The sequence below is a fragment of the Leptolyngbya sp. Cla-17 genome (assembly GCF_016807185.1).
Lineage (GTDB): Bacteria > Cyanobacteriota > Cyanobacteriia > Leptolyngbyales > Leptolyngbyaceae > ULC077BIN1.
On record NZ_JAEVYN010000002.1, the window covers coordinates 2,488,864 to 2,501,348 of the forward strand.

Below are 12,485 nucleotides of genomic sequence, written 5' to 3' on the forward strand. Positions count from 1 at the left end.
GAAATCAACTATGTACCAAGAATTCCAGCATCGGCAAGCATTAATTATTGGTGGGAGTAGTGGTATCGGACGGGCAGTTGCAGAAACTCTTCTAAATTATGGAACATCTGTAACTGTCGTCGCACGCAATTCTGACAAGCTTCAGGCAGCCTTATCTCACTTAGAACAATTCGGTAAAGTTCAGGCGTGGCAGGCAGATATCAGCAATCGCCAGGAAACATCTTGTCTAATAGAACGCATTTCGACTGAGCTACCAAGTGTGCATTATCTGGTCAATTCTGCTGGCGTTTTTCTGCCAAAGACTTTTCTTGACCATTCTGAAGCAGACTATGATCGCTACCTCAACATCAATCATGGAACCTTTTTTGCTACCCAACAAGTTGTCCGTAACATGATTCAGCGTGGGCGGGGTGGTGCAATTGTTAATATTGGCTCAATGTGGGCACATCAAGCTGTTCTGGCTACACCCTCCTCTGCTTACTCAATGGCAAAAGCTGGTTTGCACGCCCTCACACAGCATTTAGCAATGGAACTGGCGCAGTATCAAATTCGCGTTAATGCCGTTGCCCCAGCAGTAGTGGAGACTCCTATTTATGGAGCTTTTATCCACCCAGAAGAAATTCACACAACGCTACAAGGGTTTAATAGCTTTCATCCCCTGGGGCGTATAGGACAACCGAATGATGTTGCAGAGACTATAACTTTTTTACTTTCTGATCGAGCTTCTTGGGTAGCTGGAGCTACATGGAATGTAGATGGTGGAGTAATGGCTGGTCGTAATGCTTGATGCTGAACGTCACCAGGCAATCTTAAAACATTCGTCTGTGTCGAGGACTTGCGGCATAACGACCAAGTTGAGCGGCGGCAGACAACCTAGAGCGTAGACGAAAAGGCTTCAAACTGCCGCTCCAACAACTTGTTAGCTTGTGACGCGAGGCTAGAGATGCCTAGCTGCGAAGTACACCACTGCGGATCACTGGGATCAAGAATGTTGCACTAAATACTGTATTTGAAACAGCGTTGAGCCAGAAACCTGTGGCAATAGACAAGATGCTATCTACTACGTACCAAATGATGATCGATGCAGTCATCCCAATCCAAATACGTTTACTAACCTGTTTTTCAAGCTGGTTTGCGACTTGAATCACTGCCATCAACGTCAAACTCCAACCCATCGTCACGGCTCCGAGTATTGCAAGGCTAAAACGCACATACGGATTGAGATCAAGTTCTCCCGGACCGTTCAAAACATCAAATAAGATGCGAACTGGACCGCTTGTGGCTTCAAAACCACTTCCGACAAGAATCATGCCAAGTAAGCTTACCGCCGCACACCATCCTGTCATCCATGCTAGGTTGAGTGGCTGTGGTTTTGTTGCTTGAAGCATCTGAGTCATAGTTCTTCCTCCTTAAAACTCCTGTAAGCTGCAAATACGAGGATTACCTCGCATTCACAAAATACGAGGATTACCTCGCGTTTGTCAACCCACAATTTGAACGAATGACCGACAGCCCTCAATTCACTCCGTTCTGGCGCGTTCCTCAACAAGCCCGTAGCTGGGAACGATTCCATCGCATTCTCGATGCAGCGGCTGAGTTGTTTACTGAGATTGGCTATGAATCCGTGACAACTGACGAGATTGCCGCGAGAGCAAACACCTCCGTTGGAGGGCTATATCGTTTCTTTCCAGACAAACTCGCTGTTTTTCATGCGTTGCTCGATCGCTATCTCAATCAACTGAGGCAACTGTCGGCAGCACTCCATACAGAGGAAGCGATGCAGGTTACGCTCAACGTTTATGTAAATCAATTAGTGGATGGCTTTGATCAGTTTGTGAGTGCCAATCCTGGATTCCGTACCGTGTTCGTTCAATCTCGCTTGATTCCTACAACGCTTGCAATGAGCGCAGCCTTCTATCAAGAGCTTGCACAACAGTTTACAGTTTATTTTGCGGCTCGTAATCCGGCCTTAGAGCAAAGTCATCGAGAGCTAATTGCTACCATCAGTGTTGAAGTTGCTTGTACGCTGGATATTCTCGCTGTATCGCGCGATCGCACCTTTCAACACCAAGTTCTGACAGAAACTAAGAAACTACTGATTGCTTATTTAGAACAGTATTTTCCAGATTGATATTGATGCTCAATGAGTAGCCTAAAAATGCTGGCCTAACCGATAACGTAGCAGGCTAACGGCTCAAATCAGCGGCGGCAGATAACGGGGTTTCAGCCCCCCTTCACCTGGCACCTTTTTGCCTCTATGTCGGCTCAACCCCATAATCTTATGTCAAGACTGAACGGAGTTATTCTCCTGCAACTGCATCAAAACTCGGCTCATCGGTTCGATTTTGATACATAGATTGATTGACAAGTTGTTTTAGAGAGTTTTAGAGAGTTTTAGATCTGAAACGCCAAGTTGCGATCGCCCATCTGACTGTCTCTTTTGGGGTCGTTTGATTGACAGATAACGGCAAAAGTCAGCGGTTGCAGATTTCCTCGAACTCAGCACTAGGATACCCATCAATCCGCTGCACTTATGGGTTAGCTAGGTGTTGTCGAGCTTTTTGCATCACAGACTCCTCAGTACAGGACAAAAGCTTGTAAAAGGAGAGTAGAGAAGGGTTTCATGAGAATTACCACATTCTGAGGATGAAACCCTACGAATCAGGTTACGCTAATCTGCAAAACGTTGCAGCCTCATCTTGGCTGGCATGGCGCAAGGACTACATTTCTAGCTCTGTTTCTGATTGCTCTATTTTTCCTCAACCCTTCAGGGCATCATGCTGATGTATTCCACCTATCCCAAAAACCTTCTGCTTGAAGCAATTAAAGCACAGGCGATCGCAGAGTTCTGCCAGGATGCTTTGTAATTTTTCTTCTCGCCCAAAGAGAGCCTGTTCTTGTGCTAGACGAGCTACTTACCACGCTAAGTTCTCCGCTTTGATCGGTGACAACTTACGGCGGATTGCAGTGTTAAGAGGGACAGTAACAGCAGTGTGCAAACCAGTTGTGCAAATGTTGAGGATCTATCAAATCCATCGCTGTGGCAATGAGGGTATCTACCCTTTTCGAGGTTGTCGGCGAGAACTGTCTTAGGAAAGCCTTTAACTGTGACCACCAATGCTCAATCGGATTAAATTCGGGAGAGTAAGGAGACAGATACAGAACCTTCGCTCCAACCGCCTCAATTAAAGGTGCAATGGCTTTTACCTTGTGAGCAGGCAGGTTATCCATGACCACGACAGCCCCTTTCCACAGTTGAGGCACAAGACACTTTGAGACGTACACCTCAAAGACAACCGCGTCCATCGACTGATCTATCGTCATCACAGCCAGCACCTTTGAGACGGTAATCGCGCCCATGACACTCACCTTCTTGCCCCGATAAAAAGGTTTGAAGTCATACGCTCGTTCCCCAGGTGCAGCACGGGCATGGGTTCGCATGAGTCCCAGTAGAACACCCATCTCATCGAGAAACACTAAATCTTTGAGTTCTATACTCGTCACCTGTGCCCAGTACTCCTGTCTCAGGAGTTGGACTCGTTCGCTGGTGGCTTGGCTGGAGCGGAGCGTTTTTTTTTGCGCGGTAAATTGAGTCTCTGAAAGGTTCGGCACATAGTACTTTGGCTAACCCATAGCCCAGTCTCATCAAAGAGTAGCTCACAATATTCCGCTAAGGTCGCATCGCGCTGGTTCTCGAAGATCGCCACTAACTGGTCTTTGTGCTCCATCACAGGACTCACCGAACCACCCTGCTTATGGGGAACGACGTGACCTTCTGTGCGCTTCTGAATCATCCATCTCTCGACGCAACTCTTGCTGACAGCAAAGCGGGCAGCAACTTTTCGGATCGAGCTATCACCCTTCTCCATAGCACTTACAATCTTCTCTCGAAAGTCTATGGAATACGGCTTCATTTTTGACCCAACGTTGTAATCCTTCATTGTCCTCTATCTGACTGCAATCCGCTGTATACTTCCAATCTTTACCGTATTTACGACCAATCTCAAGCTGAGGGCTTCGAGCCATTTGACCCAGTGCATCAATGATGGATTCAGGAGCCTTACTTTTTTGAAGCAGTAGGGTGCTATATCCCTCATATGTCACTCTAGTTAAAGTAAAATCCAGGCAAAACGCTGAAAGTCTTTCACCGACTGCTGTCTGGTATATACGCTTCATTGTCAAATGTTTTGAAATATCGGAAATAAGCTGCGTATGCTAAGACTCAAGCCGTATAGAAGCTTCAGCATTTTTGATTAAATTTGCTTTTCCGAAAGTGATTCAAGAGGGATATAGCGGTTTTCTGTCGGATGAGGTACGGGCAGAATAATAGAGAGCAAGGGTTTGAGCCTTTAGTTTGTACCTCACAGGAGCCGGAAACGCTATATTGCTTGACTGGTACTGAGCGCAGGGTTCGCGTTTTGTACAGTGCCAAATTAAATGACGTCGAGACAAATTCGTGTCGTGCAGCAAACTCATTCTGCTACAGGCTGACAGAAAAAATTGCTAGTGATTAAGTCATCAGGTCATCAGAATTGGCAGGTGGCTTTCCCACTTGAAAGCCGCCTTCTCTAGCTTTACTGCTTTAGCGACATTAATGTGTCTCCGCGACAAATAAAAAGTCACTGTACAGCAAAACTACCAGCCGCTTCAACCAACCAAGCCAAAAACTTGAGGATCAGTGTTTCTTTAGGGTGGTCCATGGCATACACGACCGAATAGCTAAAACCGTCTAGTGCCACATCAAGGGGTTGCACTAAAAAACCCAAGGCCACATCATCAGCAACATGAATGTTGCTACATAGAGCGATACCTTGACCGGCGATTGCGGCTTGAATAGTTAAACTTTCTTCGTCAAATTTAATGCCATCATTTGGGTCAGTCGTGTTCAGCTCTGCCAGTTCAAACCAGTTTTTCCAGTCAGGGGCTTCGGTGCCAAAATGAATCCATTCAAAATGCAGCAGAGGATGATGCAATAGATCACTTGGCTCTTTAAGCGGCTGCTTTTCGTTCAATAAATGTGGACTACAGACGGGCATAAAGACATCTGACATCAGCTTCCGCACGGTCAGTCCCGGATAGTTGCCTTTGCCATAGCGAATCGCCACATCAACCGTTTGCCGATGTAAATCGACGACATCATTTGAAGTTTGTAGCCGAAGATCAATGTTGGCATGTGTTCGTTGAAATTCAGCTAAACGAGGCACTAACCACTTAGCTGCAAAGACCGTTGTCACGCTCACAGTTAATGTAGTCGCTTCTGAAACTTGCGTTGATTGAGTGATCGCTGCTGCAATCGCATCCAAGCTTTGGCTCACGGCCGGATACAAGCGTTGTCCTACTTCTGTCAGCGCCAGCGGTCGGGGGCGGCGGCGAAACAAGGACACCCCCAAGTGATCCTCTAGCACTTTGATTTGGTGGCTGACTGCGGTTGGCGTGATCGCCAATTCTTCAGCCGCTTGCTGGAAACTCAGATGTCGAGCCGCAACCTCAAAGGTATGCAAAGCGTTGAGGGGTGGCAGCGATCGCATAAGATTCTGGATGAGTTTTTTTCACCTAAGCATGAGTAGATTGAATTTGCAATCCCCTACTGTCCCTTGCTACTGTTCAAGTGAAGGAAACGAAACAGTTTTCTGATCACTCATCAGCTGACTGAAAACCCTTAGCGGTTTCTAAAGATGGTACTGAACTTAAACTCAATCCAAGTGCTCACCGCCTCCCAACTCTCGAATCATTTTCTAGGGGATGCCATTGAGATCTGCATTGTCACTCGCAATTATCAGCAAACGATGACCGGTCTCGTCCAATTGGGCATTGGACCCTGGCGAGTTTATACCTTTAACGCTGAAACCGTTACGGAACAGACTTACAAAGGGCAGCCGACTGAGTACTCGATTAAAGTCTGTTTTGCTCAAGCGAAGAACGTCGTCTGGGAAATTATGCAGCCGCTCTCTGGTCCCACCATCTTTCAAGAATTCCTTGATCGACACAACGAAGGGATTCACCACATTGCCTTCAATTGTGGCGACCGCCCCTGGGAAGAGCGTATCCAAGAGTTTGAGTCCAGAGGGTTCCACCTGATTCAGTCGGGCAAGTGGATGGGGCAAAATGCTTTTGCCTTTTTTGATACTGAGCATGCTACCACCACTATTTTTGAAACGTATTTCTTTCCACCCGGTTTTGAGTATCCAGAACCGGAAGATTGGTTCCCTGCACCCCCTCCCTAGGAGATGACAAAAATGGCTACAGTATTGAAAATTGACGCTAGTGCACGCGTGACCCGTTCTCTTAGCCGAGGTCTAACGACTGCATTCACTGAACGATGGTTGAAGTCTAGACCCAACGATACCCTCATTACGCGGGATGTAGGGCTAAATCCACCGCCAGCCATTAGTGAAGCTTGGATCGCCGCCGCTTTCACGGCACCGGAGCAGCGGACTCCCCATCAACAGGAAGTACTCAAGCTTTCCGACCAACTGCTCGAAGAGCTAGAGCCGGCTGACCTCATCGTGATCGGTACGCCCATGTACAACTACGGCATGCCAGCAGCACTAAAAGCTTGGATCGATCAGGTGATTCGCATTGGACGCACCTTTTCCTTTGATCTGGCGCGTGGTGAACAACCGATCGAGCCGATTGGGACCGGCAAAACTCTAGTCATTTTGTCGTCATCGGGGGAAGGCGGCTTTGAACTTGGTGGCGTTCAGGCCACTATGAACCATCTTGATTCCCACATCGTGACAGCTTCAAGACTATTGGGAGTCAGTGAACACCATGTCATTCGCATTGAGTACCAGGAATTTGGGGACGAGCGACATCAAAAATCTATTCAGTCTGCTCATGCCGCGATCGCTGATTTAGTGCAACAACTAACTCAGAACATGGGGAACTGGACGAGGCTGATAGCAGCAAAGCAAGCGGATGAGACTGCATTCAGGTATTGATTAAGCACAGCTTCAATGCTTAATCAATCCATCTCTATACTGCTCAAATTTATCCTGGATATGGAAGTCTGTCCGCTTCCATCGTCCGGTCACACAGCCTAACACGGCGATCGAGCGAACGCTTTAGCCTCAAGGACGCGCCCGGCGAAATCTCGCGCCTCATTTCCGACTTCATCACCTAACCAGGAGAACAAACATGCACGTTTTAATAGTCTTCAGCCATCCGCAGCGTAAGAGCTTCCCGGAGCGGTGCTCGACGTCTTCGTCGAAGGCGTCGTCCAGGCCGGTCACACGGCGGAGGTCGCCGACCTGCACGCCGAAGGCTTCGACCCGCGCTTCACCGCCGAGGACCACGCGCACTTTTGGGGCGGCCCGCGGCCCGCCGAGGCCGCTCGGGAAGCGGCACGCGTCGACGCCGCGGACGCGATCGTGCTCGTCTTTCCGGTCTACTGGTGGTCGTTCCCCGCCCTGCTCAAGGGTTGGATCGACCGCGTGTTCACGTCCGGTTGGGCCTATTCGGTCGACGCGGAATCCAACACCCGGGGGCACCTGAGCGCCAAGCCGGTCATGTTGATTGGCACCGGCGGGACGCGCCCAACCACCTACGCCAAGTACGGCTACGGCGACGCGATGCGCACACAAATTGACGTCGGCATTTTCGGCTTTTGCGGCATGACCGACGTCGAGACGCACCTGCTGCTCAACGCCGACGGTGACGCCAATGCAGAGCGTCGGGCGGGGTACTTGGTCGACGCCCGCGCGCTCGGGGCCGGGCTGGTCGCTCCCGACCGCATTCCTAAGCGCGTGCAACACGGTGCCGTGCGTCTGAGCGCCTAACGAGCGTTCGACACCCAGACTTGGCTTATGAGCCAACTACGATTGGAGCCGACTTGACGGACGCTCGCAATTTTCACGACCAGTAGAGCCTTAAAGGAGATGAAGCTATGGCTAATGATACATTGCAGACACCAGCGCAAGGCCAGATTTGCCGCTCGATGGCCGGCCTCGGCAACTACAACTACGCCGCCGATGGACGGAGCGGCGTCGCTGCCTTGGCCGGCAACCTCCGTGGAGGGGTCCACTTCCGCCAGATCGGAGAGTTCCGCGACTTGGGAGACGGTCGCTCGGAGGGGGAGTTCGAACACATGTTCGTCACTGAAGATGGGTCGACGCTGTGGACACGCGACAAAAGTTGGGGCGTAGCCGTTCCGGGTACCGATTATATCGTCGGCGGCGCCGCCTACACCGTGGTCGAAGGAACCGGCGAGTTCCAAGATTTCAAAGGCACCTTCCGATCCTGGGGCACATTCGCTCCGAAGGAAGGCAAAGCGATCTTGCGCTACGAAGGGCAGATCTGCCGACCGGCCTAGTCTCACTGCGCTTCTTCAGCTTCGCCTCCGTGAAATTCACTGACCCGGGTACTCACGGCCTTGAACTTGCTCCCGTCCACTGCCGCGAGCCCCCCGAGAAAACAGGCCGATCTCCTGACGGAGCACGACCTTCGCCCCGGGCGCTTGGACAGCATCTCGCGGATGGTGGCTGCGAGGTAACAGTCGTGAACGGCTTGAGGACAAGTCCTATCCCGGGCTTAGCTGAGGCCCGGGTGAGGCGAAGCAGCAGCGGGCGGCATGAGCGCGGCGGCGGCTCGACCAAGTCGGAGAACTTGATACTGCTATACCGCCGACGCAGTTGGATGGAGACACCAGCGCATTGGATTGGAGCACCTGTATGGAGGAGCGAGATGGAGGAGCGAGATGGAGGAGCGAGATGGAGCACCTGTATGGAGGAGCGAGATGGAGGAGCGAGATGGAGGAGCGAGATGGAGGAGCGAGATGGAGGAGCGAGCGGCTGACCTCAGGGCGATCAGGGACCTCATTGAACGCCAGTTCTCGAGCATGAGCTGGTCGGTAGGAGGAGGCCCTGACACGGCTATGTTTAAAGGTGACTTCCTCCCGGGCGCGCCGCTTTATCCGTCCGCCCGTCCCGTTTCGGTGAAGTCGCTTGATGAGTTCACAGAGCGCATGGGCGAACTCGCTCGAACGACGCTGACGTCCCTCCATGAGCGGGTGATCGGAACGCAGATATTGGTCTTCGGCAATGTCGCGGTGGCCGCAGCGGCCTGTGAGAACACGGAAAACCAAGGCGAGGTCAACCGCAATGTGGAGATGTTGCTGCTCGTCAAGAGCGAGGGGCATTGGAAGATTGCGGCGCAGGCTTGGGACAAGGAAACGAACAGCGTGCCGATACCAGCCGAACTACTGGTGGACTTCTGACCCGTTGCTCAGAAGCGCGGCAGCCAAAAGAGTGACCCTACCCCAATAAATAAGTACCGATGGATTCAACCGGTCGATGCAACACGTTCGGTTCAATCAATTTGAAGAGGGCGATGAATTCTGTTTGCCAGCTCGGGGGGGTAAAGACCTCGTCGCTGGACAGGTTGGCGATGCATGTCAATACATCCGGGTACGCCCGCGCAGCGTAAAACTGGCTTGAATAGTCATGCTCCCTCCATCGAGCTGTCGCCAAACGTGGCGGCCAGTTCGCGCATCGTCATGGGTGGATAGGTTTTTGTCGGCGTGAATATTTCGTGCTTGCCCAGGTGAGCAAAGAGCGAGCCCTCTTCGCTGAACGCTGACGATCCGGTGAGGATATCGAAGCGGAAGTCGCGCCGTTGGTATTTGCCCTTGCCTAGGTAACCCTATTCGCAAAAGGTGATGGGGTGGCCGTCCTGGTCGCGCATGGTCAGTGCGGCGCCGTGCACAAGGTTCTGAAACAACACATACGATGCGGCATGGTAAATATCGTTTGTTTCATCGAGGTTTAGGTACTCGGCAAATACTTCCAGTACGTTGACACGGCACTCTGCGATGTTGTCCGCAAGCAGTTCGATACCGTAGATGCACATCAGCGCAAGCAGTGCGTAATGCCGCCGCTCGAAGTCAGCGAAGACACCGAGGTCATTGAAATCGCCATTCTCGATGGAGAAGGTACGATCCTGCTGGAGGAATTGGTGAAGTCGATCGGAATCATTGAGGAAGGTGCCCGCGCGGTACACGGTATTACCGACGACGAACTGGCCTCAGCGCCCGGCTGGCCGGAAGTGGCGCAGAAAGTCTCCCTGCTGATCGAAGGCCGGCTGGTCGTATGCCACAACGCCGACTTCGAGTTGCGCATGTTGCGGCAGTCCTATACGCGGCACGGACTGCCGATGCCGCAATCCTAATGGAATTGTACGATGGTGCTGCTGACAGAGGTCAACGACGGCCGCTGGCCAACATGGCCGAAAAAAGTGGTCGCGCCCTTGCTTGTAGCCCGGCTCAAAGCGCTGCTGGGAAAGGGGTTAGAGAGAAAAACATTGCCACTTAAAAGCCTTTTCGGTCTGGTTACAAGCGCTAACGTCGGCGTTGACGACCTGTTAGGACTCAAAGCGCGCCTTCCCCGTTCACTCGGCTGCTGGGGGTGATTGAGGAAAGTGAGGCAGTCTTTGATCAAGGCAAACCCACGATTGCGCACTGGACGTCCAGATATCGAGCAGCGGCTGAAACGCCGATGGATCATCCAAGGAGGGAAAACGGATGGACGTGAATGCTGGATTCGCTTCGCCCCATGTGCATAAAGGAGTTCCACACTCCGAGCAAAAGCTGCGAGTCGTGAGACCACCGCTGCTGCCACGCACTGAGTACGTCTTCGGCGTACCGCTGACCTGAAGGTCAGTCGTCATGACGACGACCCCGGACGCGAAAGGCGCGCCACTCGAACGCTGGCAATCTCGGCAATGGCAGTTGAGAGCTGCGATGGGCGCACTCGCACATTCGTAGCGAATGGCTCCGCATGTGCAGCAGCCGCAAAATGGAATGTTCATGTCGGAGTTTCCTCTGGAGGCCTAACGATCCCCCTCACCGGACGCGGAGGAACTTTGCGATCTAACGATAGCTTGGATTTGTTCTGGTGCGGCGGGCTTGTTGGGCGGCAATTACACTGGTGTCTGCTGGTGAAGAACTAACTTCCACACTCCATCACTGAGTTCATACGTGCGAGATTAGTAAACGCCTTGCAGAAAAAGCCTTTCAAGCGAAACCGTAACTTTCTGTTCATCATTTTCTTGAAGTAAGGTTAGGCGCACCCGAGAGCCATCCGGAATTTGCCACTTGAAATAATCGAGCTTTTCTGGCTCAAGCATCGCTTTACCCCTCACCTCGAAGCACCGCCTCACCATCAATTTCACACTGACTTTAACTCAGGACACCAACAAATGATCTTGCGGTTACTTCCCTACCAAGGACTAAGCGGCATAATGATGCGTTTGAGCGGCTGCAAACAACTTTCGCAATATACCAAAATCTTTTGGCAATCCGCTCCAAGCGAATTGTTCGACCACGACATCAAACAGTGCTGCGCTCTTCATGACCGCAGCACTGTTTGATGCCTATTTGCTCCATTCATTCCATACTGTTTGCGTCACCTTTGCTATCACTGCCTCACGGGTTGCATCGTCAGCCGTCGAATCTGAAACAAAGACTGCGATCGCCAAATGTTGCCCATTCGGAAGCGTCACGAGTCCCACATCATTGGTTGCAGCTGTCACTCCATTGACCGTAGATGAGGTACCAGTTTTGTGTGCTACAACCGTCCCCTTGGGCAACAGTCCTTTAAGGCGCTTTGGACCTGTGGTTGTCTCTGTCAGCCATCGCCGTAATAACGCTTGACTAGCGTTTGAAAGCCCTTTTCCCTCCTGCAAGGTGCGTAATAGCACGACCATTGCGTTAGGCGTGGCAGCGTTACGATACTGCACTGCGGGGTCTTGCCCTAGCTCCTTCTCTGTGTTTGCCACAACAATATCGTTTATGCCAAGCCCCCGCAAATACTGGGTGACCAGCTTGGGTTCACCAACGAGTCGTAGCAGCACATCACAAGCGGTATTATCACTTTCAGAAACCATATACTTCAAGAGTGCAGCCAGGGTTAATTCCACTCCTTGCGAACTCTCGTCTAGAATCCGACTACCCTGAACGATGTCGCTGGTCTCAACCCGAATTTTTTGATCTAGCTTGAGTTTTCCTTGATCGACTTGAGCCAGCACAGCCATCGCGATCGGAAACTTGTAAACGCTTTGCATTGGAAAGCGCTGATTCCCATTTAGAGATACTGATGCTCCGGTTTCTACCACGGTGCCGCTCACCCCAACGCGCCCTTGAGCCGCACGAGCGATCTGTTCAATGCGATCGCGTAAATCGTTTTCTTGATTAGTGTTGGAGGCTACGACCTCTTTGGGTGCATCTGCTTGTCTGTCATGGTTGTCCGCTCTGTTGCTGAAGTTATTGTTCATGCAGCCAACAGTCAATACAGACAGGCAGAATATGGAAAGCCACAGTTTTTTAAAGGTTGTTTGGATCATAAAATCTGAATTGAAGCCGTGAACGACCTAGAGCTACACTCGCTAATTGTGAGATTTCGGATTCCGGGAGATTTGATTAGATTTTGTGTTTAGGACTGGCAGAGAACCTCTAAAATACTCCCTAGCGACGCATCAGTTTTTGCACCGCA

At 51.2% G+C, this 12,485-nt stretch carries 19 protein-coding genes; 10 read left to right on the forward strand and 9 right to left on the reverse strand.

Annotated features, from left to right (window positions below):
* Positions 1-10 precede the first annotated feature (10 nt).
* Positions 11-787 (forward strand): SDR family NAD(P)-dependent oxidoreductase, encoded by a 777-nt coding sequence (locus JOY44_RS22220; protein WP_171575641.1) that lies wholly within the window; start codon positions 11-13, stop codon positions 785-787.
* 160 nt (positions 788-947) lie between these two features.
* Here the strand turns inward: JOY44_RS22220 and JOY44_RS22225 are convergent, their stop codons facing one another.
* Positions 948-1,397 carry a hypothetical protein gene (locus JOY44_RS22225; protein ID WP_171575642.1) on the reverse strand — a complete coding sequence of 150 codons (450 nt, stop codon included), beginning with the start codon at positions 1,395-1,397 and terminating at the stop codon, positions 948-950.
* Positions 1,398-1,501: 104 nt separating this feature from the next.
* On the opposite strand from JOY44_RS22225, the gene JOY44_RS22230 reads away from it, so the two are divergent.
* The gene (locus JOY44_RS22230; RefSeq protein ID WP_171575643.1) at positions 1,502-2,131 is read left to right on the forward strand and encodes a TetR/AcrR family transcriptional regulator; all 630 of its coding nucleotides are present in this window, start codon (positions 1,502-1,504) and stop codon (positions 2,129-2,131) included.
* A gap of 839 nt (positions 2,132-2,970) precedes the next feature.
* On the opposite strand, the gene JOY44_RS22235 is transcribed toward JOY44_RS22230, so the two are convergent.
* From JOY44_RS22235 to gcvA, 3 genes are all read right to left on the reverse strand, one after another.
* Positions 2,971-3,612: an IS630 family transposase gene (locus tag JOY44_RS22235; RefSeq protein WP_171571819.1), complete on the reverse strand. Its 642-nt coding sequence runs from the start codon at positions 3,610-3,612 to the stop codon at positions 2,971-2,973.
* Entirely contained in the window at positions 3,525-3,941 is a 417-nt protein-coding gene (locus JOY44_RS22240; RefSeq protein ID WP_171571820.1) for a helix-turn-helix domain-containing protein, read from the reverse strand. The genes JOY44_RS22235 and JOY44_RS22240 overlap by 88 nt, the downstream gene beginning before the upstream one ends.
* A 678-nt stretch (positions 3,942-4,619) precedes the next feature.
* Positions 4,620-5,528, reverse strand: coding sequence for a transcriptional regulator GcvA (gcvA, locus tag JOY44_RS22245; RefSeq protein ID WP_171575644.1), 909 nt, complete (start codon positions 5,526-5,528; stop codon positions 4,620-4,622).
* Between the two features lie 147 nt (positions 5,529-5,675).
* Between gcvA and JOY44_RS22250 the strand changes: the two genes are divergently transcribed.
* From JOY44_RS22250 to JOY44_RS22275, 6 genes are all read left to right on the forward strand, one after another.
* A complete protein-coding gene (locus JOY44_RS22250; RefSeq protein WP_171575645.1) occupies positions 5,676-6,224 on the forward strand; it encodes a VOC family protein in 549 nt (182 codons plus the stop codon).
* A gap of 12 nt (positions 6,225-6,236) precedes the next feature.
* Positions 6,237-6,941: an FMN-dependent NADH-azoreductase gene (locus tag JOY44_RS22255; protein WP_171575646.1), complete on the forward strand. Its 705-nt coding sequence runs from the start codon at positions 6,237-6,239 to the stop codon at positions 6,939-6,941.
* Between the two features lie 249 nt (positions 6,942-7,190).
* Complete coding sequence (locus JOY44_RS22260; RefSeq protein WP_171575647.1) at positions 7,191-7,778, forward strand: NAD(P)H-dependent oxidoreductase; 588 nt, start codon at positions 7,191-7,193, stop codon at positions 7,776-7,778.
* Between the two features lie 107 nt (positions 7,779-7,885).
* Positions 7,886-8,311, forward strand: a complete 426-nt coding sequence (locus JOY44_RS22265; protein WP_171575648.1) for a hypothetical protein — start codon at positions 7,886-7,888, stop codon at positions 8,309-8,311.
* Between the two features lie 233 nt (positions 8,312-8,544).
* Positions 8,545-8,793, forward strand: a complete 249-nt coding sequence (locus tag JOY44_RS22270) for a hypothetical protein (protein ID WP_203032088.1) — start codon at positions 8,545-8,547, stop codon at positions 8,791-8,793.
* 79 nt (positions 8,794-8,872) lie between these two features.
* Positions 8,873-9,214: a hypothetical protein gene (locus JOY44_RS22275; protein ID WP_197985672.1), complete on the forward strand. Its 342-nt coding sequence runs from the start codon at positions 8,873-8,875 to the stop codon at positions 9,212-9,214.
* Between the two features lie 425 nt (positions 9,215-9,639).
* Here the strand turns inward: JOY44_RS22275 and JOY44_RS22280 are convergent, their stop codons facing one another.
* Positions 9,640-9,846, reverse strand: a complete 207-nt coding sequence (locus tag JOY44_RS22280; protein WP_197985673.1) for a hypothetical protein — start codon at positions 9,844-9,846, stop codon at positions 9,640-9,642.
* Positions 9,847-9,864: 18 nt separating this feature from the next.
* Between JOY44_RS22280 and JOY44_RS22285 the strand changes: the two genes are divergently transcribed.
* Positions 9,865-10,164 carry a 3'-5' exonuclease gene (locus JOY44_RS22285; protein WP_171575650.1) on the forward strand — a complete coding sequence of 100 codons (300 nt, stop codon included), beginning with the start codon at positions 9,865-9,867 and terminating at the stop codon, positions 10,162-10,164.
* Positions 10,165-10,176: 12 nt separating this feature from the next.
* Positions 10,177-10,404: a hypothetical protein gene (locus JOY44_RS22290; protein WP_203032168.1), complete on the forward strand. Its 228-nt coding sequence runs from the start codon at positions 10,177-10,179 to the stop codon at positions 10,402-10,404.
* Here JOY44_RS22290 and JOY44_RS32955 read toward each other — a convergent pair.
* The 4 genes from JOY44_RS32955 to bla form a co-directional block, all read right to left on the reverse strand.
* The gene (locus JOY44_RS32955; RefSeq protein ID WP_171575652.1) at positions 10,384-10,803 is read right to left on the reverse strand and encodes a GFA family protein; all 420 of its coding nucleotides are present in this window, start codon (positions 10,801-10,803) and stop codon (positions 10,384-10,386) included. The two genes, JOY44_RS22290 and JOY44_RS32955, sit on opposite strands and share 21 nt — an antisense overlap.
* Positions 10,804-10,980: 177 nt before the next feature.
* The gene (locus JOY44_RS22300; RefSeq protein WP_197985674.1) at positions 10,981-11,121 is read right to left on the reverse strand and encodes a hypothetical protein; all 141 of its coding nucleotides are present in this window, start codon (positions 11,119-11,121) and stop codon (positions 10,981-10,983) included.
* A 102-nt stretch (positions 11,122-11,223) separates the two neighbouring features.
* Complete coding sequence (locus tag JOY44_RS32480; protein ID WP_281063319.1) at positions 11,224-11,346, reverse strand: hypothetical protein; 123 nt, start codon at positions 11,344-11,346, stop codon at positions 11,224-11,226.
* Between the two features lie 21 nt (positions 11,347-11,367).
* Positions 11,368-12,267, reverse strand: a complete 900-nt coding sequence (gene bla, locus JOY44_RS22305) for a class A beta-lactamase, subclass A2 (RefSeq protein WP_197985675.1) — start codon at positions 12,265-12,267, stop codon at positions 11,368-11,370.
* Positions 12,268-12,485: the final 218 nt, after the last annotated feature.